Here is a 21,259-nt window from a genome sequence, read left to right on the forward strand (position 1 = left end):
AGGGTTTCTAATAAAGCTTACATTGTTTGTATTTGGATTACAATTAAACAAATCAATTAACTAGCAACTTGAATTAATTAAGAAATATCGTTTTTAAAAACCAATCCGGAGTGGAATATAGGCTTTATTGTTATTTGTGATTCTGAAGGTCAGTCCAAAAGTAAAACCTTTTAATTCCGGTTTTTCATCTTGTGTTAAAGGATGGGAATAACCAAAACCAAGATCGATAAAATTTAAAAATGACAGTCCGGCAAGTGAATACAGATTGCGGTTCGAACCTCCGGCTTTGATAAATAGACCGCTTTTGGCGTTCAAAGAGAAATAAGCGTCGGGGATGCCAAAATATTTTCCGTCAAAACTGCTTATTCCATAACCTAACCCCATAAAAAGCTTGGTTTTGTTTTCGCAGTCCAGACAAAATTCCAAACCTCCGGTAAATTGGTTTTTGACCGTTATTGCATAATTAACGTAAAAAATGGGTTTCCAATCCGGGAGCTTTGGTGTATGGTTCTCTTTGTAATTAAAGTTTTGGGTCGATAGGAGTGTTTCGTTTTCGTCATACCATGTCGAAATACCGATTAATTCCTGTCCTTCTTTGTCTTGGGAATAACCTTGAAACTGTAATTTATGGTTTTTTAAATAATAGTCTTTTATACAATAGACCGAATCAATATTCCTGATATGATAGCCAACTGCTTTTTTGGTTTCGATTTTTTCAGAAGGAATGCGGTAATATATTGCCTGCTCTTTTGGGCAGTTTTTCCAACAGTAATCAAAGTAGATGGTGTCTTTTTGGGCAAAGGAATCGAAAAAGAGAAATAAACAGATAAATGTAAAAAGTTGAGTTCTTTTCTTTTGACTTTGTAATAGTTGGACTTCGTATTTCATCTTAAATAGTACCGCAAAATTTAAGAAAACGGTTGCTTTTATTATGAAGTGAAAATAATAAAAAATGCTTCATTAATAACTGTTCTTTGGATGAATATTTTTTAAAAAGACACAAAAAAACCGCCAATTTCTTGCGAAAGGCGGTTTTGTTTTATTCAATAACATTTCCTTTTTTGTCATAGAAATGATATTCTAAATACGTGTAAGCGTCACGTGGTATGATTTTCACCCATTTTTTGTGTTCAAAAAACCATTTTGAACGCAATGATGGAAACCCTTTGCTGAGGTAAGCAGCCACAAACGGATGTACATTTAGGACAACTTTATTGTGGGTTTTTAAAACTCTTTCCAGATCGGAAGCGATTTTGTCAATGATTAATATTGGTGCTTCAATTTCACCATTTTCCTTGTTTGGATCTTCTTCTCTTGTTTTTATATTTACTTCTGGTCTTACGCGTTGTCTGGTAATCTGGACTAACCCAAATTTACTCGGTGGCAAGATTTTGTGTTTCGCTTTATCATCACTCATTTCTTCCCTCAGGAAGTCGAATAACACTTTACGATTTTCAGGATTAGCCATATCGATAAAATCAACTACGATGATTCCGCCCATATCACGAAGACGTAATTGTCTGGCGATTTCGGCAGCAGCTATCATATTGACCTCCATGGCAGTGTCTTCCTGATTGGTAGCTTTATTAGAACGGTTACCACTGTTCACGTCTATAACGTGCAGGGCTTCGGTGTGTTCAATAATAAGGTAAGCTCCTTTACTCATCGAAACTGTTTTTCCAAATGAAGTCTTGATTTGTCTCTCTATATTGTATTTCTCAAAAATTGGAGTGTCTTTAGACTGATAGAACTTAACAATTGATTGTTTGGATGGTGCAATTTCCTGCACATAATCCTTTGTCTGGTGGTACAACTCTTCATCATCAATCTGGATACCGCTAAAGGTATCGTTAAATACATCTCTTAATATTGAAGAAGCTCTGTTGAGTTCTCCCAGTATTTTGGATGGATGATGAGCAGTTGGTAATTTTTTACACATTGCATTCCATCTGCTAAGCAGGTTCTGCAAATCTTTTTCTAATTCTACTGTACTTTTGCCTTCGGCTACTGTGCGGACAATAACACCGAATCCTTTTGGTTTGACTGATTGTACAAGGCGTTTCAAGCGTTCCTTTTCTTTTTTGTCTTCTATTTTTTGCGATATAGAAACGCGGTCAGAAAACGGAACCAAAACAATAAATCTTCCGGCCAAAGAAAGCTCTGCGCTTAATCTTGGGCCTTTGGTCGATATTGGTTCTTTGACGACTTGTACCAAAACAGACTGATTGGCGCTGATTACATCTGTAATTGTACCATTTTTGTCTATTTCTTTTTCAAACTGAAAGTTTTTCAGGGAGAAATCTTTTATTTTACCTGCGCTTACAAGTTTTATGAATTTCAGCTGGGAAGCTAAGTTTGGTCCTAAATCGTGATAATGCAAAAAGGCATCTTTCTCGAAGCCTACATTTACAAAAGCAGCGTTAAGTCCAGCAACGGGTTTTCTTATTTTGGCAATAAAAATATCGCCTACCTGAAAGTTGCTTTTCTCTTCTTCCTTGTGTAATTCAATTAGTTTTCCATCTTTTAATAAGGCAAAATCTACGAAATCAGAACTAGATCGAATGATTAATTCTTTATTCATTTGTAAATTTTTATCCAAACTTATTGGTTGTCTGTTGTTTGTTGTCGGTTGTTGGAAAATCCATCAACTCTCAACTGCCAACCATCAACTTTTCAAGCAAGGATGGATTAAACAATATTTGAACAGGTTTGTTTACCCGGTGATTTTTAGTATGCAGTGTCCAGATTTAAGTTAACAGTAACTGAATACTGCAAACTGAATACTGTTTTACTGAAAATCGATTTCAATGAACGTTTAAAAAAGAAAAAGTAGTTTAAAACTACTTTTTCTTTTTGTGACGGTTAGCTCTCGCTCTTTTTTTGCGTTTGTGCGTTGCTACCTTATGTCTCTTTCTTTTTTTACCACTTGGCATATCTAATAGATTTTATAATTAATTAATAGTGTTATTTTGCTTCGTTGTTCACTTTTACGCCTTCAACAAAAACTTTTGCAGGTTTGAATGCAGGAATATTGTGTGCAGGAATTTTGATAGTGGTATTTTTGGAAATATTTCTTCCAGTTTTTTCAGCTCTTGTTTTAACGATAAAACTACCGAAACCTCTTAGGTAAACATTGTCACCAGTCTCTAGTGAGTTTTTTACTTCGTTCATAAAAGTCTCTACGGTTGCTTGCACATCCCCTTTTTCAAGACCTAATTTTTCTGAAATCTTCGCTACGATATCTGCTTTCGTCATTTTCTTTCCTTATTTATTATGTTGTAATAATTTTTTTGAGTGTGCAAATATATGAATTAAAAAAACAATTAATCAACCTAAATCGTTAAAATTTAATTACATAAACATTTACTTTTGTTTTCTAAAATATTAAGATGAAATTCTCTAACACGCTAATTAATTGGTATTTACAAAACAAACGTGATTTACCTTGGCGAAAAACAGCCAATCCATACCCTATTTGGCTCTCCGAAATTATGCTGCAACAGACAAGAGTAGCGCAAGGAATGCCTTATTTTTTATCTTTTATGGCAAATTTTCCAACAGTTTTTGATCTGGCAAATGCTCATGAGGAGCAAGTTTTGAAACTTTGGCAGGGGCTAGGATATTATTCCCGTGCTCGGAATCTGCATAAAACGGCACAAATTGTGGCGTATGATAGGAATGGTGTTTTTCCAGATAATTATAATGATTTACTGAAATTAAAAGGTATTGGCGAATACACTGCTGCCGCAATTGCATCTTTCTCCTATAATGAATGTGTTCCAGTGGTAGACGGAAATGTTTTCCGGGTGCTTTCGCGTTATTTCGGGATTGAAACTGATATTGCTCAGGCTTCCGCCAAAAAAGAATTCGCCGCTTTGGCTTTTGAATTAATGCCAAAAGATAATCCTGCACTTTTTAATCAGGCGATAATGGAATTTGGTGCCCTGCAGTGTGTGCCGAAAAATCCTGATTGTGCCGAATGTGTATTTAATAATAGCTGTACCGCTCTGCAGAAAGGAACCGTAAATCAGTTACCGGTAAAATCTAAGAAGCTAAAAGTACGAAATCGTTACTTTAATTATATAGTCGCTGTTGATGAAGTTGAAAACACGATCATTCAGAAACGTACTGCCAAAGGAATCTGGCATAATTTATATGAATTTCCATTGATTGAAACCGGCCAAGCCGAAGATTTCGATGCCATTGTGCCGCTGATCCAGAATTTCTTTACTGATGAGAATGAAGTGGAGAGCGTGCTGGAATATAATCCTGAAAGCATTATTCATAAGCTTTCGCATCAGCATTTGTATATTAAATTCTGGAAAGTGCGTTTAAATGGAATACTCAAAAAGGGAATAGATTTCAAAACTGTCAAGACGTTTCCGTTTCCAATCGTTATTCATAATTTTATCGAGGATAAGTTTTAAATCATTTTAGGGGTCTATTCCTCACCCATATTATAAATAAAGATACTTGCGCTTCAAAAGAATATCTTAGTTTTGGCAGTAATTTGCATCCAGGAAAAAAAATATAACCTATTAATATGGCAGTCCAAAAATGTATTTGCTAAATCTTGATAAAAAAAGATTTCAAAAAATAATGTACCTTTGATAGAAATACCACCAAATCATGAACGGATCATTAAATAAAGTGATGCTTATAGGCCACCTTGGCGACGATGTCAAAATGCATTATTTTGAAGGAGGAAATTGCATCGGAAGGCTTCAATTGGCAACTAACGAAGTTTATGTCAATAAGACAACCAACGAAAAAATTACTTCTACAGAATGGCATAATTTAGTTGTTCGGAATAAAGTCGCCGAAATATTTGAAAAATACCTTTCGAAAGGTGACAGGATATATGTTGAAGGCCGCATCAAGTCCAGACAATGGCAAGCTGAAGATGGCTCAACTAAACATACTATGGAAATTCAAGTGGTTGAGTTTACTTTTCTGAACACCAAGAAAGATACGGAAAACAATAAAACACTAAATTCTGCCGATTCCTCAAAAAACACTAACTTTGAAAATCAAAATAATGGTTTGCCAATCAATGACTTGCCGTTTTAATGTTTAACTAATTCACAAAAATTTGGACCCAGAGCCCAGTTTAGAGATTGTTTCTCAAATCGATATTGCTTTATTGTTTGGTTTTATAGGGATTATTATTCTGCTGTTTTGTTCCGCAATAGTTTCAGGTGCCGAAGTAGCTTTGTTTTCCTTGTCGCAAAAAGATTTAGAAGATTCCATCCAGGAAAATAATTCTAAAGGTAAAGTTATTGCCCGACTTTTAGAAAAGCCAAAAAAACTTTTAGCAACACTGCTTGTAGCTAATAATTTCATTAATATTGGAGTTGTAATCTTGTTTTCTTTTGTTGGGAAAAATATTTTTGCATCGATTGATTCTCCAGTTTTAAAATTCACGATAGAAGTAATTCTAGTAACTTTTTTATTATTGCTATTTGGCGAAGTGTTGCCTAAAGTTTATGCAAGCCGCAATAATATAAAATTTGCTCAATTAATTGCATATCCCATCTCCGCATTAGATAAAATTTTATCCCCTATAAGCATTCCCATGCGTTCGGTTACGTTGTTTTTGCAAAATAAATTAGGAAGGCAAAAAACAAATTTTTCAGTAGATCAGCTTTCGCAAGCGCTGGAATTAACATCAAATGACGAAACTTCAACCGAAGAGAAAAAAATTTTAGAAGGAATCGTATCTTTTGGAAATACCGATACCAAACAAGTAATGAGTCCTAGAATTGATGTTTTTGCTTTAGAAATTACCGAGTCATTTGCTTCAATCTACCCTAAGATTATTGAAAAAGGATTTTCGAGAATTCCAGTATATCGTGACAATATTGACCAGATTGAAGGTGTTTTGTTTGTCAAAGATCTGCTTCCTTACATCAATGATGAGATTTTTGATTGGACAGCTTTATTGCGTGAACCTTTTTTCGTTCCAGAAAATAAAAAATTAGACAATCTGCTGCAGGATTTTCAAAACATGAAAAGCCACTTGGCAATTGTTGTAGATGAATATGGAGGGACATCCGGATTGGTGTCATTAGAAGACGTTATAGAAGAGATAGTTGGTGATATAAGTGATGAATTTGATGATGCTCCTGTTAATTTTTCTAAAATTGATGATAGAAATTATATTTTTGAGGGCAAAATAAATCTTAAAGATTTTTACAGGATCATTGATGTTGATGAAGGTTTGTTCGAAGAACAGAAAGGAGAAGCAGAAACGCTGGCTGGATTTATTTTAGAGCTGCTGGGTAATTTTCCCAAAAAAGGCCAGAAAATAGTTTTTGAAAACTGTACGTTTGTCATTGAAGCTGTAGATCAAAAACGTGTCAAACAAATTAAAGTAACGATTGAATACATACAAAATGCTTAAAAAAATTACCGTTCTAGTTGTGTTTTTTGCATTCTTCTTATCTATAGCAGGATGTAAAAATGATGTTTTGCCCAAACCTTCAAGTTATTTGCGACTAGATTATCCCGAAGCCGAATATATTGTTTTCAAAGGAAATTGCCCTTTTGAGTTTGATGTAAATTCCAAAGCAGTTGTCAAGGAAGATAAGGGCTGTGGCTATTCAGTCATGTATCCAAAAATGAAAGCAACTATCTATTTAACGTATAAGCCGGTAAGTAACAATATTAATAAGCTGCTCAGGGATGCTCAAAAATTGACTTATGAGCATGTTATAAAGGCAGATGATATATTAGAACAGCCATTTATAAATCCAGATAAAAAAGTGTACGGAATGTTTTATCAGGTGGATGGGAATGCAGCTACCAATTCGCAGTTTTATGTTACCGATAGCATTAAGCATTTTATTACGGGGTCAGTTTATTTTTATGCCAAACCTAATTTTGATTCCATTATGCCTGCTGCCAGTTATATTAAAAACGATATGCAGCGACTGATGGAAACTTTGAAGTGGAAATAGATTTTAGGAGGAAGTGTTCAGATTGCAGTCAGCAGTCTTTAGCTAAAAATACAATCAAAATCTTTTTTTGTGAGAAACAAAACAATTTCATAAAGAGGCTTATAACGACAAAACCCAAGGTTTAAGCCTTGGGTTTTGTCGTTATAATTTGTTCAGCCGTCTTACGATTTCATATTAGAAACTTTATACGTTTTTCCATCACCTGTATCTTGAACGACTTTGGTTAAGGTTTCTGGAGTTTGAACCGTTTTGTCAAATGTTACAGTAGCTAGTTTTTTGTCAAAATCTACTTTGGCAGTCTGTACACCATCCAGTTCTGTTAATTCTTCCTGGATTGTTTTTGCACAGCCTATCGCACAAGTCATTCCTTCGATTGTAAAACTTGCTGTTTGTAAATTTTCGGCAGCAATTTCTTTTTTAACTTTTGGCGTTGTCGCTTCAGTTGAAGCAGTTTCTGTTTTAACTTCTGTTTTGCTGTCTTTGCAGCTTGCAAAAAGCAGGCTGAAAAGCGCTACAGCGGCGATTGATTTTGTAAAGTTCATTATGATGAGATTTTTAAATGATTATGATTTTTGTGATTTAATGCAAAATTAATTAAAAAAGAAAGCAGTGATTGCTAAAATTATTACAATTTTGCATCAAAACTTTATTTTATGATGACCAAGCAATTAAAGTGGGTTTATTTGTTCATCCTTTCCTTAGTTTGGGGGAGTTCATTTATATTGATAAAAAAAGGGCTGATAGGACTGACAGCTTTTCAGCTGGGTTCTTTGCGCATTATTTTTGCGGCTTTATTTCTGCTTGTAATTGGATTTAAGAGCCTGCTTAAAATCCCAGGTCATCAATGGAAATTTATAGCATTGACATCTTTGTTTGGGACATTTATACCTGCCTATCTGTTTGCTATTGCCGAAACTCAGATAGATAGTTCGATAACAGCTATCTTGAATTCATTGACACCATTGAATACTTTGATACTAGGGGCGGTGTTTTTTGGTATTTCGTTCAGGCGAAGTCAAATATGGGGTGTTGTGATTGGACTTGTAGGCTGTCTGCTTTTGGTTTTTAATGGTGCTGTTAATCATCCGGAACAGAATTATTACTATGCAGTTTTAGTTTTGATTGCATCTATCTGTTATGCAGCAAATGTAAATCTGATTAAAAAGTATTTGTCAGATCTGACTTCTTTGAGTATCACGGCGGGAAACTTTCTAATATTACTTTTTCCAGCATTAGGGATTTTGTTTTTTACTGATTTTTTTGAACAGTTACATGTTGAGAAAGTACAAGATTCTCTTTGGTATATATTGATTTTAGGGATCGTAGGCACTGGAATTGCAAATGTAATCTTCTTCAAATTAATTCAGATTTCATCTCCCGTTTTTGCAACTTCTGTTACCTATTTAATTCCTATAGTAGCTATTTTTTGGGGATTGCTAGATAATGAAACACTAACATTTGTTCAATGCATTGGTGCTTTTATAATATTAATCGGGGTTTATTTATCGGCAAAAAAATAGTCTTTTCAGAATGAATCCATAAATAAGCTTAAAAAAAATAGACTGCAGTAAAAATGGCAGTCTATTTTTTTTAAGCTTAATGAGTTTGCTTATTGAAAATCTGTGTCTTTTACACCTTCGTTGATTGTAATGTCTGACATTTTGATATTCAATTCGATACCTACATTTTGAATAACTGTAAAAGGGACTTTTACGTTTTTCACTTCTTTATAATCTTCAAAATTTGTTGTAAAATTCATTGTCTGTCCGCCTTGTTCTATGCTCTTAGATTCGGCTAGTTTTAAACCGGTTTTTGTATCATAGAAAAAGGTGTTTTTGCCATTTTTGATAGCATATGCATCATTTCCATTGATGGTTTCAATGCGATCAATAGTGAGGGCTGGGTTTTTAAGCAATACTACTTCTTCAAAAGGAACTGCTGAGGCTTTCATTTCGGTCAATTCAGTGCCTTCAAAATCTTTGCGTTGTCCTTGTTGAATGGCATAAGCTCCTTTTGCAGTGATTACTTGTTTCATCATGCTCATAGGGCCCATTGCAATTTCTACCAATGAATTTCCTTTGGTATCCGTTTTTGAAGTATATGTTAATGGAGCAGGAGCCTGCGGGATATTAGCTGATCCTGTCATGGCGATTGATTTTACGGCTGCAACAGCTTTTTCTCCGCCAATTGCCTTAATGTAGTTTTCTAATACATTTTTGGCAGTGATTCCTGCAGGGATTTCTTTTTTCAAAACTGGTTTTTCTAATGGAGTGCCGTATTTGTCAAAATAAAACATTGGTATTTTTAGTTTTTCCAATCCAGGTCCAATTTCCGATGCTTTTCCTGCAATTACAATTCGGATGTTGTCAATCAGGAAATATTTGTTGGCTGCTCGCAGTACATCATCGGCAGTGACAGCATTTACTGTTTGAATGTACTTTTCATAAAAATCGGCAGGAAGTTTTTCTGTTTCTATGTTTAATGCATATCGGGCTACTGTCTGTGGCTTTTCTACTTGCATTACAAATCTGCCAATATAACCTGCTTTAACTGTTTTAAGGACTTCGTCAGTTACTTTTTCGGTTCTGATTTTTTTTATTTCTTTAATGAATTCTACTACGGCACTATCGGTTACTGCATTTCTTACTGCAGATTTTGCGAAGAATTTGCTGGTATATTTTCCTGCCCCGACATTTGATCTTGCTCCATACGTCCAGGCGTGTTTTTCGCGCAGGTTCATATTTAAATAACTGTTGAAATCCCCGCCCAGGATTTGATTGGCAATTACAGATGGGAAAAAGTCTGGATCGCTCATTTTTAAGTTAACGGTGTTGACCAATGTGATTTCGGATTGAACCGCATTTGGAACATCAACTAAATTGATTTGCAGATTATTTACGTTTGCTGGTGCATCGTATGTTGCTTTTGGAGCGCTTCTTTTTGGCCAGGTGCCAAATAATTTTTCAACTGCGGCTTTTACGCTGTTGTATTTTATATCGCCTATAATTACTAGATAAGCATTTTCTGGAACGAAATAATTATGATAGTTGCTTTCAACATCAGCTAACGTAATATTGTTCAATGTTGCTTCGGTAATAAACTCTCCTGATGGATGGTTTTTGCCATAAGCTAAAACATCAACAACGCGATTGGCTATTGCAGGCACGCTTTTTTCCTCAGCTTTCATTCCTTCTATTAATTTGGCTTTTTCTTTGTCAAATTCCTCTTGGGTAAAATTTGGATATAAAGCACCTTCTGCCATTAATTCTAAAACTCTTCCGCTGTATTTGGAAAGGGAATTTGCTGTAGCACCTTGTGAGCTGAAATTAATATCGGCACCCAGAAAGTCAATTTCTTCATTGAAAGCAGTTTTGGTGATTTTTTTACTGCCGTTTCCAATCAGATTACTGGTTAATTCGTCTACCCCTTTTTTATTTCCTTCGGCAAATGGTGCATTGTCCAGCGTTAGGTTAAACGAAACCCTTGGTAATTTATGGTTTTCTACCACCATGACTTTCAATCCATTGGCTAATACAAATATCTGGGGTTTCTTGATATTGATGGTTGGTGATTTTCCGGGCTTTGGCTGCGTACGGTCTTGTGCTTGCATAATTCCTGTTACTAACAAAAGGATGAATATTATACTTATTTTTTTCATGATATCGGTTTCTTTAGTTAAGAGGTTTAGCTTTGGCTGGTATATAATCTAAAAGTAAACGCTGATTTGGATTTAGGTATTTTTTAGCAACTTCTCTTATTTCCTCACGTGTAATGGAATGATACATTTCAATTTCTGTATTGATAAGATTTACGTCTTTATATAATAAGTAATAAGAGGCAAGGTTGTTGGCAATTCCTTCGATAGTAGAATTGGTATTCACGAAATTGTTATCAAATTTGTTCTGGAGTTTTTGATAGTCATTTTCGGAAATTAGTTCGGTTTGAATTTTTACAATTTCTTCGTCAATTTCTTTTAAAAGGTCGTCCGTTGTATAATTGGCCATTGGTAATCCATACAATATATACATGCCGTAATCCTCTTGGCTGAAACCTACTGCACCAATCTGCAGTGCCATTTTTTTGTCGTCAACTACTTTTTTGTACAGCTTAGAGCTCTTGCCATCGCTAAGGTATGTTGATATTAAATCCAATACCCTTGCGTCTCTGCTTTTCATAGAAGGAGTGCGGTAACTGGCAACCAGCATTGGGATTTGGATGTTAGGGTCTTCGTAAGTTGCTTTGATAGTTTGAGTTATAGGCTCTTCAGTATATGTTTTTTTTGGTGTTACCTCACCTTTAGCAATTGGGCCAAAATATTTTTGAATCCATTCTTTGGCTTGTTTTTTTTCAAAATCTCCTGCAACAACCAGAACTGCATTATTTGGCAGATAAAACTTTTTATTAAAGGCTTGGAATTCTTCAAGAGTTGCTGCATCTAAGTCTTTCATAGATCCAATTGTTGTCCATCGATATGGATGGTTTTTGAACATATTCTCTTTTACTGCAGCAAGAATGTTTCCATAAGGGCGATTGTCATAACTGGTTCTTTTTTCTTCTTTTACGACTTCGTTCTGAGTGTCAACCCCGATTTTATTAATTATCGGGTGCATTAATCTTTCAGATTCCATCCAAAGGCCTAATTCTAAATTATTTGAAGGGAAAATTTCATAATAATAGGTTCTGTCATCAGTAGTATTTGCATTATTGGTTCCTCCATTTGATGTAACAATCTTAAACCATTCACCTCTTTTGATGTTCTGGGTGCCTTCAAATAAAAGATGTTCAAAAAAGTGGGCAAAACCTGTGCGGTCTGGGCTTTCATCTTTGGCACCTACATGGTACATTACAGATGTTATTACAACAGGAGCCGATGCATCATGGTGCAAAATAACATGTAAGCCATTGTCTAGATCGTATTCTTCGAAAGCTACTTTTTGAGCAGAAGCAACTCCTCCTAGCATTAATGCTGCACTTAACATCATTATTGATTTTTTCATAAGGATTAATAATTTATTTATTGTTAGTCATAATAGTGTAGTTGTTGTTACAGCAAAAATACTTTTTTTTATATTACATTAGTAAGTAAATTCGGTATTAACAATATATTAACCATGTTTGCGGATGCTTAGGTAACTGTTTAAAATACAGTGCTGATCGATTGAAAAATGAGCTGATGAATATTTTTGCAGAAAGAATTGCAGGGTAAATATTTAATTGTATATTTGCATCCTTAAAAATATTAAAAACAATTCAGTATGTATGCAATCGTAGAGATAGCAGGGCAGCAGTTTAAAGTTAGCAAAGACCTAAAGGTTTACGTTCACCGTTTAGCAAATGAAGAAGGATCAAAAGTTTCTTTTGATAAAGTTTATTTGGTAGATGATAACGGATCAATCACAATAGGCGCCCCAGCTATAGAAGGTGCTTCAGTAGAAGCTAAAGTGTTACAGCACTTAAAAGGTGATAAAGTTATCGTTTTCAAAAAGAAAAGAAGAAAAGGATACAAAAAAAGAAACGGTCACAGACAATATCTTACTCAAATTGTAATTGAAGGAATTACTGCAGGAGGAACAGCTAAAAAAGCAGCAGCTCCAAAAAAAGCAGCAGTTGAAGCTTCAGCAGAAGAAGCTGAAACAGCAGCTCCTAAAGTAAAAAAAGCTCCTAAAGCTAAAAAAGAAGATACTCAAGAATAATAACAAAATAAACTAATACGTCATGGCTCACAAGAAAGGTGTCGGTAGTTCGAAGAATGGTAGAGAATCAGAATCAAAACGTTTAGGCGTTAAGATTTTTGGTGGTCAAGCTGCTATTGCTGGGAACATCATCGTAAGACAAAGAGGTTCAAAGCATAATCCAGGTGAAAACGTTTACATTAGTAAAGATCATACTTTACATGCAAAAGTTGATGGAGTTGTTTTATTCCAAAAGAAAAGAGATAATAAATCTTATGTTTCTATACTTCCATTCGAAGCATAATCATAAAATTTTCTTATAATATTAAACCCGTTTCTTTCGAAACGGGTTTTGTTTTTTTGGTCTATGTGGTTTTGATTTTTACAATTTTAAATAACCAGTTTGTCTAAGTGGCAATTTGATGTCGGGTTTAAGCTGAGTTTTTTGTAATCAGGGAAGTCTTTAAATTGCTCTAATGGCCATGATTTTTTCTTCGAATTTATCTTTGGATTTTGATTTGCTTTTTATTCTGGTTTTGTATGTATAAATTGTTGCTACAGACAATTCCAGGAAATCAGCCATTTGGCTTGCATCTTGAATGCCTAGCCTGTAAAGCGCAAAAATCCTGAGTTCCGTATTTAAAAGTTCTCCTTTTTTAAGGATTGATTTGTGATCATTAGAAAATAATTCGTTGAATTCGGTGATGAATGTTGGGAATAATTTCAAGAAAATTTCATCAAATTGGTGAAATAAATGTTCGCGTTCATCCTTAACATTATACCTTTTTAGGCTGGAAATCACTTCGTCGGTTTTCTTGGAAATAATTTTTTGAATTGTGCTTTTTTGTATGTGATCAATCTTATTAATAAGATCGGATGAGGCTTTTATAAAATACGCAATGTATTCTTCCTTAATCGTATTGGTTTCACTCAGGCTGATATTCATTTCCTGTAATTTGCTTAGTGCCTCAGCCATTACTTTTTTGGATGCATTTTTTTCCTTTAATTGTTTTACGATAATAATCAGGAAAACAATAATTATCAGCGCAAAAAGAGTTAATAGTATTATGATATTTTCGAGCAAATCGTTTTTGCTTTTTACTTTGCTGAATTGTGCTTTTTCGATAATAGGCAATATAAATGAAATTTCGATTTTCCGGTGCTTTGCATCATAAAAGGTAGCGTCATCCATGGCAAGGTTAACATATCTGTTTGCTGTTTCGATCTGCCCCATTTTAAAAAGCTCATTAGCAAGATTGCGCAATGCAACAGTTTCTTTGGTGGCATTTTTAACATCGGCAATTGCTGCCAGGATAAGATATTCTATTGCTTTCTTTTTATTACCGCCTTCGGAATATATGTAGCCCAGGCTTGATGTGGCAATTCCGTAATATTTTGGCGGTAAATCATAGTGGTCTATCCAGTAGCTGAATGCCTTTTTGGCTCCTTCCCAATCTTGCTGTTTTAGCCGCTCCAGGCTTTCGGCGGCCCAATAATCGTTTGTATTCGGTTTTGTTAAAGCCAAAGCTTTTTTGAGAAAATCGTTCCCCATCTGAATATAATGAATGCTATATCTCTGGTCTTTGTTATAATCTGTTAAATCATAGTAAACCCGGGCTTTTATTGAGTAATATTCATATCTGTTCTGAATGTCTAATTCTTCGGGATGGATGCTGTTGAGTGTATCAATTGCTTCTTTGAAAAGACCAGAGGATAATAGTATGAAGCCTTCTTTTATTTTTGTTTTCGATAATAAGGCTGGATCTTTTAGCTTGATTGCTTTTGATTTGGCTTCTTCAAGATAATAATAAGCCGAATCGTATTTGAATGATTTGTATTCATCAAATAATTGCATGTAGGAATTATAAAGATTTTTGCTGTCTTGGCTTAAAATGAATTTGTGAACATTTGTTCTAAGCTTTTTTATCTTAGAATACTTTTGTTTGATGTAGAAATCTTTTTTTAGTAATACTTTGTCTAGATTTTCTAATGTTGGAGGTATATCTTGGGCTGCAGTTGTAATACTAGATATAAAAAACAATAAAATTGCGAATCTGTGCATTTGTTCAGGTGTGTTTTTCGTATTTATAAAATGAAATTGAAATTCAGGCACTTATAAATTATGACTTTTAAATTGTAAGATTAATATGTCTTGATTTTTTGTTTTTCTGTTTGAATATTAAATATACTTTAAAAAATCTTTATTTAATAAAAATAATGGTTTATTTCTGTGCTATGTGAAATTATTTCTTCTTTTAGATTAGATATTGATATTATTTTGTGATTTGCACCTTTTTTTTAATCTAAATTTCATCTTGATTTTTTTTAATTTACAAAAATTCTATTCATTTGTTTATCAATGTATTAAAACATTTATTGTGTTTTATATATCTTGATTTTTCATAAATTCTTTTTTTGGCTGTTAGTATACTTCTAATTTCGACCAATAATAACTAACAAAACCAAATTTATGAAATGTAAAATTATGTATGGGTTTGCCATTTTATTGTGTCTATTAGCCTTAGGGTGTAATGAATTTGATGATGGAAACTCTGTAGAACCAATCACAGTTTATGAAAAAGTAAATGGAGACTGGAGTTTAATGAACTTAAAAATGGTAGACGAATTTGCAAAGTCTAATGCCATTGAGCCAAGTGAACAGAATTTAAGCACTCTGTTTAACTACCCTGATTTCAAAATTAATTTTAGTGTAGACGACAAAAATCAGCCTACAACTTATGAAGTTACAGGGAATGTACCTCCGTTATTTGCTCTAAAAGGATATTGGGAATTAAGTTCCAATTTTCAGCAGACAAATGGAACCGCATCAAAAATCTATTTGTATAGTGATGCTCAAAAAACACACAAAACGGATGAATTGCGATTAACGTCTGTTCCTGGAAGCAATGATCAGATGGAAATTCAATTGGTTCGAACTTCAGGCGGTACTGCTTTTGTGTCGTATGTTTTTAAATTAAAAGCAATTAATTAATAATTTGATATGAAAAAAATTATATATACAATTTTACTTGCGCTTTTTCTGATTCCAAATTTCGTTCAGTCGCAAGAACAAGCAGGTTCCGTGGGGAAAATCAGTTCTTATCCTGTAGTTTACAAATATGATGAGCAGGTTACCTGGTATTTTGATCTTTCAGCAACCACTTTTACGGCTGAAGAGGATATTTATATTTGGATCTGGTCACCTTCTGAGCCGGATGCAGGAAATTGGGAGCATTCTTCTGATTTTGCAAAATTAACGCATGTCGGCGATGGAATATGGAGTTTTACATTGACTCCAACAATCTATTTTTCTAAAACGCCAGCCGAGATTGCAGCAAGTGCTGGTTTCTGGTTTCGATTGAAAAATTTTAACGGGTCAAAACAGTCTGAGGTTGCAAATGTTCCTTATACCGATTTTTCTTCCTTTAGCACTGCTAATGAATTAATTAGGTCATACCCGGCTAAACCTAGCCTAAATGAGGGTTTAAGTATTTTATTCAATGCAAATCTGCAGCCTAGTTTTGAGAATGCGACAAGTGTTCATATGCACAGCGGACTTAATGACTGGGATGTAAAACAGGAATATCAATCTTGGCTTCCAGAAATAGTTGAGAAAACAAAATTGAAAGATTTAGGAGGCGGAATTTATAAAATGGATTTGATTCCTTCTCAGTATTATAATACGCCAGAGGGATACATTATGACAAATCTGGTCTTTTTGATGGTCAAAGATGATTGGGCATCCACAACTCCTGATCAGGTTCTTATTGCTGCAGATTATACCCCGCCACCGCCGCCAGTATTTAGTTTCTTCCCATTGCAGATTAGCCAGAAAGACTTTCTTGGGGTTGTTAGAAAGAACAACGAATCCGGGGTGAATAAGCTTCTTTATAGAGTTACAGCTGGCAGCAAAGTGTTAAGTGGAGAGTTTGCTGGAAACACTGCAGAGATTAAAGGATTCATAGATCTAGTTTCGGGATTGGCAGGAATACCAAACTTGACTCAAATTCATGTCTTGATAAAAGACAACAAGGGTAAAGTTATTTCGGATACCACAATACCTCTGAAAACATTAGACTAAACAATTCATTATCAACTAAAAATATAAATTCTAATGAATAATAAAAATAAAAAAACAGTCCTGCATCATGTATGGACAAATAAATCATTGGTACTGATGATCCTGATGCTTTTCCTTTCTGCAGGAATATATGCGCAGGGAAAAAAGTTAGTTACAGGTATCGTTTATGACAACTCAGGAGTTCCGCTAGCGGGTGCAACAGTTAAAGAAGCTGGAACTAAGAATGCTGTATCGACTGATTTTGTTGGAAAGTTTGCGATCGAGGTATCTGCTGGAAATTCACTTGAAATTATTTTTATGGGTTTTACCACAAAAAAAGTGTATGTAGATACTAAAACAAGTAATATAGATGTCCGCTTAGAGAGCAGTGTCAATATGCTTGATGATATAAAAATAGTATCTGTAGGATATGGTACTATGAGGAAATCAGATCTTACCGGAGCTATTTCAACAGTATCTTCAGAAAATCTGGCAAAAGGAACTATTTCTTCTACAGAACAAGTACTGCAGGGAAAAGTTGCGGGCTTAACATTGGTAAAAGACAGTGGTGACCCAAGTTACGGTTCTTCAATACGTTTAAGAGGAGGAACTTCGCTGACAGCCAGCAATAATCCGCTTATTGTAGTAGATGGAATTGCGGGTGTAGACATTAATATTGTTCAGCCTTCAGATGTGAAGTCAATTGATGTTTTGAAAGACGCTTCCGCAACGGCAATTTACGGATCAAGAGGTGCTAATGGAGTTATTATTATTACTACAAAATCTGGAGTTCGGGGAGTTTCTGTAACTTATAACGGGTATTCAGGAGTAGGTACTGCTTCAAATCACATCGATATGCTTTCTGCCAATCAATGGAGAGGATATGTGCGTGATAACAATATGAAAGATGCAATTGATTATGGCGCTAATACCAATTGGCAGAAAGAATTGGAACAGACAGCGATTTCGCATTCTCATACTTTAAGCATTTCGTCAGGCAACGGCGATAGCGGTTTTCGTACTTCATTATCATATTTGGATAATCAAGGGGTTATCAAATCCACGGATTTAAAACGCTTGAGTGCCAATTTAAATGCCTATCAGTATATTTTAAACAAAGCAGTAAAGTTTGACACTGGTTTATTTGCCTCTATAGATAAATTTCATCCATTGGATTATAGAATTTTTGAACGTGCTTTTAACTTGAATCCTACTATTCCTGTTTATGATGCTAATGGAAATTTCACATCAGTAGGAGGAACTCTTTATGAAAACCCAGTTGAAATTCTAACCAATAGAACCGCGGATAATGACAGAAACCGATTGTTAGGTTACTTTAAATCGGAAGCTAAATTTTTTAATGATTTCAAAGCTGTAGTGAATCTCTCTATGGAATATAACGCTAACAAAGGCAATACATACAAGCCTACGTATGCTGTTATGGAAGGACAGACAGAAGATGGATATGCACAAAAAACTTATGGTCAATATATTACCAGTCAGATAGAAACCTATTTGAATTATTCTAAAACATTAGGAAAAAGTAACATCAATGCAATGGCGGGGTATTCTTATTTTGAAAACATATATGAAGGATTTGGTGCTCAGAGAAGCGGTTTTGTGACAGATCTTTTTTCGTATAATAATTTGGGAGCAGGTTATAATTACCGTTTGGGAGATGTTTATTCATATAAAGGAAAATCAAATTTAGTTTCGCTTTTTGCTCGTGCCAATTATTCGTATGACAGCAAGTACATGCTTACGGCCACAATTAGAAAAGATGGTTCAAGCCGTTTTGGAGAAAATAATAAGTGGGGTGTTTTCCCATCGGCTTCAGCTGCATGGAAAATATCCAATGAAGATTTCATGAAGTCTACAGAAAACTGGCTTACAAATTTGAAATTAAGAGCCGGGTATGGAGTTACAGGAAATCAAGACGGAATTGGAGAGTACAAGTCACTGTCAATTTTGGGAGTAGGCCGTGACAGTTATTATGATCCAGCGACTGACAGCTGGAGCTTAGCCTATTCGCCTACGCAAAATCCAAATCCTGATTTGAAATGGGAAACTACAGAACAGCTGAATATTGGTGTTGATTTTGGCCTTTTTAAAGGAATTACAGGTTCATTCGAATGGTATTCTAAAAAAACTAAAGATCTGCTATATACTTATGAAGTGCCACAGCCTCCTTATTTAGTTGGAACAATGCTTGCAAATGTTGGTGAATTATCAAACAAAGGGGTTGAATTTTCATTGAACGCTAAAATTATGGAACGCGAAAAATTCACATGGAATGCAAACTTGACTTTAGCACATAACATTCAAAAAATTGAAAAACTATCAAATCCATCGTATAAAACAGATGTGATTTACAGCGGGTCTCTTCATGGTCTTTCGGGAATGTCCAATCAGTATTCGCAAATCATTGCCGAAGGGTATCCGGTTGGAACTTTTTGGGGGTACGAAGCTTCTGGTTTAGATGCTGATGGCAAATTTATCCTAAGTGCCGAGAAAAAAGATTTAGGAAATGTACAGCCTGATTTTTCGATGGGGCTTGGAATGGATTTTACGTATGGCAATTTTGATTTAGGTATTTCAGGATATGGCTTATTTGGGCAAAAAGTATTAAATGCTACTAATATGATGCTGTATGATCCAAACAGAATGGCAGCTTACAATGTTCCCGATGATTTTGTGGGTTCGGGAATAAAATCACCTCCTGCTTTCTCTAGTTATTGGATCGAAGACGCATCTTTTTTCAGGATACAATCTCTAACGGTTGGTTATGTAATACCATTAAAATCTAAAATTTCAAAGTTAAGAGTGTACATGATGGGAGAAAATTTAGCTGTGTTTACAAACTATAGCGGTGTAGATCCCGAAGTTAATTTGTCAGGTTTAGATAATCCTGGGATTGATAGGTTTAATAATTATCCGAGACCAATGACCATTTCGTTTGGTGTGAATTTTTCGATAAATAATTAAACGATTTGCTAACTATAAAATAGATAAAAATGAAAATCAAAATAACAGCAATATTAATCATAAGCATGCTTTTTACTGTTTCATGCACTAATCTGGATGAAGAGCTATTTGATAAAGTAGAAGATACAGATTTTGGAAAAACCCCAAAAGAAGTTGATGCTTTAGTTGGTGGTGCTTATTCGTCCTTAAGAGGGTTTGGTGATGCGATTTCAAATTCATATCCAACTTGCGAATATGTTTTTTTCTTAAACGAGACCGTTTCGGATGAAGCTACAATTCCTACCCGGGGAACAAACTGGTACGACGGCGGACAATATCAGGATGCACAGCGTCATACCTGGAATGCAGACAATCGTATGATACTTTCGGCCTGGCGTTATAATTATACAGGAATTGCCAAAATTAATTCGATAATCTATCAGGTAGATAAATCATCTTTGGCTCCAGATGCAAAAGCCCCTATTTATGCCGAATTAAAAGGATTGAGAGCTTACTATTACTACAATCTTTTGGATTTATTTGGCAATGTGCCAATTGTAACCAATTTTGAAGACGTAGGCCTGCCGTCAAATTCTACCAGAAAACAAGTTTATGATTTTGTCGAAAAAGAATTGCTGGATGCTATTCCTCATTTAAATTCAAATGTGGTCTATTCTAAATTGACAAAAAATGTTGCTTATGCTATACTGGCAAGATTGTATTTAAATTCAGAAGCTTTTATCGGTACACCGCGCTGGCAGGATTGTATTGATATGTGCCAAAAAATTTCGGGCTATATTTTGGCACCAGATTTCTTTGCCAATTTTGCAACAGAAAATCAAAAGTCACCTGAAATAATTTTTGCAATTCCTTATGATTCAAAAGCAGGAACTGTTGGTAACTATATGAGTTCCATGTCCTGTCATTATCTGCATAAACTGACGCTTTCTGCAACAGGAGATTATCCTTGGAGCGCAAATGGAATGTGTGCACAGCCTGGAGTTTATTCCGCTTTTGCAGATACAGATAAAAGAAAAAAATGTATGGTTGCCGGTGATCAGATCAATCTGGCAACTGGATCTGTAATTATTATGGATAATGGAGAGCCATTAACATACACCGAGGAAGTAAACAGTGTAGCCGATGCCAAAGAAAACCAAGGTGTGCGTATAGGTAAATATGAAATGAAAGCAGGAGAACAGTGGGAGCGTGACCATGATTTCGTATTAATCCGTTATGCCGAAATTTTGATGATGCAGGCCGAATGTTATGTGCGTTTGGGTTCACCAGATCTTGCAAAACCATTTGTACAGCAGGTTACAGCACGTGCTGGGGAAGAAATGCCGGCAACTGTCGATCTTGCTTTTATAGATCAGGAACTGCTAAAGGAATTCACTTTTGAAGGAAGAAGAAGAACAGACAACATTCGTTTTGGAACATTCTTTTTGCCATGGTGGGAAAAAGGTGCAACGGAACAATACAGAGCTATTTTCCCAATTCCAAGTACAGTTCTTACTACCAATAAAAACCTGAAACAAAACCCTGGATATTAGGTTGTTTTCTTGTCAGTCTCCCATGTTGGTTAGTCGTGGGAGGCTGATTTT

18 protein-coding genes are annotated in these 21,259 nt (G+C 34.9%); 11 read left to right on the forward strand and 7 right to left on the reverse strand.

The genetic code is table 11. The annotated features are described in order from the left end of the window. Nucleotides 1–93: 93 nt before the first annotated feature. The 3 genes from ABEG11_RS01935 to ABEG11_RS01945 form a co-directional block, all read right to left on the reverse strand. Complete coding sequence (locus ABEG11_RS01935; RefSeq protein ID WP_348822520.1) at nt 94–888, reverse strand: hypothetical protein; 795 nt, start codon at nt 886–888, stop codon at nt 94–96. A 151-nt stretch (nt 889–1,039) separates the two neighbouring features. Next, nucleotides 1,040–2,581 carry an Rne/Rng family ribonuclease gene (locus ABEG11_RS01940; RefSeq protein WP_348822521.1) on the reverse strand — a complete coding sequence of 514 codons (1,542 nt, stop codon included), beginning with the start codon at nt 2,579–2,581 and terminating at the stop codon, nt 1,040–1,042. Nucleotides 2,582–2,964: 383 nt separating this feature from the next. Further along, nucleotides 2,965–3,255, reverse strand: a complete 291-nt coding sequence (locus tag ABEG11_RS01945; protein ID WP_035634379.1) for an HU family DNA-binding protein — start codon at nt 3,253–3,255, stop codon at nt 2,965–2,967. A 134-nt stretch (nt 3,256–3,389) separates the two neighbouring features. On the opposite strand from ABEG11_RS01945, the gene mutY reads away from it, so the two are divergent. From mutY to gldD, 4 genes are all read left to right on the forward strand, one after another. After that, a complete protein-coding gene (mutY, locus tag ABEG11_RS01950; RefSeq protein WP_348822522.1) occupies nt 3,390–4,427 on the forward strand; it encodes an A/G-specific adenine glycosylase in 1,038 nt (345 codons plus the stop codon). Between the two features lie 202 nt (nt 4,428–4,629). Next, the gene (locus ABEG11_RS01955) at nt 4,630–5,070 is read left to right on the forward strand and encodes a single-stranded DNA-binding protein (RefSeq protein WP_348822523.1); all 441 of its coding nucleotides are present in this window, start codon (nt 4,630–4,632) and stop codon (nt 5,068–5,070) included. Between the two features lie 22 nt (nt 5,071–5,092). Next, complete coding sequence (locus ABEG11_RS01960) at nt 5,093–6,403, forward strand: gliding motility-associated protein GldE (RefSeq protein ID WP_348822524.1); 1,311 nt, start codon at nt 5,093–5,095, stop codon at nt 6,401–6,403. Continuing rightward, nucleotides 6,396–6,959: a gliding motility lipoprotein GldD gene (gene gldD / locus ABEG11_RS01965; protein WP_348822525.1), complete on the forward strand. Its 564-nt coding sequence runs from the start codon at nt 6,396–6,398 to the stop codon at nt 6,957–6,959. Before ABEG11_RS01960 ends, gldD begins: the two co-directional genes overlap by 8 nt. 161 nt (nt 6,960–7,120) lie before the next feature. On the opposite strand, the gene ABEG11_RS01970 is transcribed toward gldD, so the two are convergent. Beyond that, on the reverse strand, nt 7,121–7,501 hold the full coding sequence (locus ABEG11_RS01970) for a heavy-metal-associated domain-containing protein (protein WP_348822526.1): 381 nt from the start codon (nt 7,499–7,501) through the stop codon (nt 7,121–7,123). A gap of 111 nt (nt 7,502–7,612) precedes the next feature. Here ABEG11_RS01970 and ABEG11_RS01975 point away from each other — a divergent pair, with 111 nt between their 5' ends. Then, nucleotides 7,613–8,479 carry a DMT family transporter gene (locus ABEG11_RS01975; RefSeq protein ID WP_348822527.1) on the forward strand — a complete coding sequence of 289 codons (867 nt, stop codon included), beginning with the start codon at nt 7,613–7,615 and terminating at the stop codon, nt 8,477–8,479. An 89-nt stretch (nt 8,480–8,568) separates the two neighbouring features. On the opposite strand, the gene ABEG11_RS01980 is transcribed toward ABEG11_RS01975, so the two are convergent. After that, the gene (locus tag ABEG11_RS01980; RefSeq protein ID WP_348822528.1) at nt 8,569–10,617 is read right to left on the reverse strand and encodes a M16 family metallopeptidase; all 2,049 of its coding nucleotides are present in this window, start codon (nt 10,615–10,617) and stop codon (nt 8,569–8,571) included. Nucleotides 10,618–10,630: 13 nt separating this feature from the next. Then, nucleotides 10,631–11,956, reverse strand: a complete 1,326-nt coding sequence (locus ABEG11_RS01985) for a M16 family metallopeptidase (RefSeq protein WP_348822529.1) — start codon at nt 11,954–11,956, stop codon at nt 10,631–10,633. 258 nt (nt 11,957–12,214) lie between these two features. Here ABEG11_RS01985 and rplU point away from each other — a divergent pair, with 258 nt between their 5' ends. After that, nucleotides 12,215–12,652: a 50S ribosomal protein L21 gene (rplU, locus tag ABEG11_RS01990; protein ID WP_348822530.1), complete on the forward strand. Its 438-nt coding sequence runs from the start codon at nt 12,215–12,217 to the stop codon at nt 12,650–12,652. A 22-nt stretch (nt 12,653–12,674) separates the two neighbouring features. Beyond that, on the forward strand, nt 12,675–12,935 hold the full coding sequence (rpmA, locus tag ABEG11_RS01995) for a 50S ribosomal protein L27 (RefSeq protein ID WP_348822531.1): 261 nt from the start codon (nt 12,675–12,677) through the stop codon (nt 12,933–12,935). Nucleotides 12,936–13,094: 159 nt separating this feature from the next. Here the strand turns inward: rpmA and susR are convergent, their stop codons facing one another. After that, entirely contained in the window at nt 13,095–14,693 is a 1,599-nt protein-coding gene (gene susR, locus ABEG11_RS02000) for a SusR family glycan utilization regulator (protein ID WP_348822532.1), read from the reverse strand. A 408-nt stretch (nt 14,694–15,101) separates the two neighbouring features. Here susR and ABEG11_RS02005 point away from each other — a divergent pair, with 408 nt between their 5' ends. The 4 genes from ABEG11_RS02005 to ABEG11_RS02020 are packed head-to-tail and all read left to right on the forward strand — an operon-like array spanning nt 15,102 to nt 21,208. Next, the gene (locus ABEG11_RS02005) at nt 15,102–15,623 is read left to right on the forward strand and encodes a DUF5004 domain-containing protein (RefSeq protein ID WP_348822533.1); all 522 of its coding nucleotides are present in this window, start codon (nt 15,102–15,104) and stop codon (nt 15,621–15,623) included. Between the two features lie 9 nt (nt 15,624–15,632). Further along, nucleotides 15,633–16,712, forward strand: coding sequence for a hypothetical protein (locus ABEG11_RS02010; protein WP_348822534.1), 1,080 nt, complete (start codon nt 15,633–15,635; stop codon nt 16,710–16,712). Nucleotides 16,713–16,745: 33 nt separating this feature from the next. Next, the gene (locus tag ABEG11_RS02015) at nt 16,746–19,676 is read left to right on the forward strand and encodes a SusC/RagA family TonB-linked outer membrane protein (RefSeq protein WP_348822535.1); all 2,931 of its coding nucleotides are present in this window, start codon (nt 16,746–16,748) and stop codon (nt 19,674–19,676) included. A gap of 29 nt (nt 19,677–19,705) precedes the next feature. Next, nucleotides 19,706–21,208, forward strand: a complete 1,503-nt coding sequence (locus ABEG11_RS02020; RefSeq protein ID WP_348822536.1) for a RagB/SusD family nutrient uptake outer membrane protein — start codon at nt 19,706–19,708, stop codon at nt 21,206–21,208. Nucleotides 21,209–21,259 lie beyond the last annotated feature (51 nt).

It is taken from the genome of Flavobacterium aestuarii, assembly GCF_040049115.1.
GTDB lineage: Bacteria > Bacteroidota > Bacteroidia > Flavobacteriales > Flavobacteriaceae > Flavobacterium > Flavobacterium aestuarii.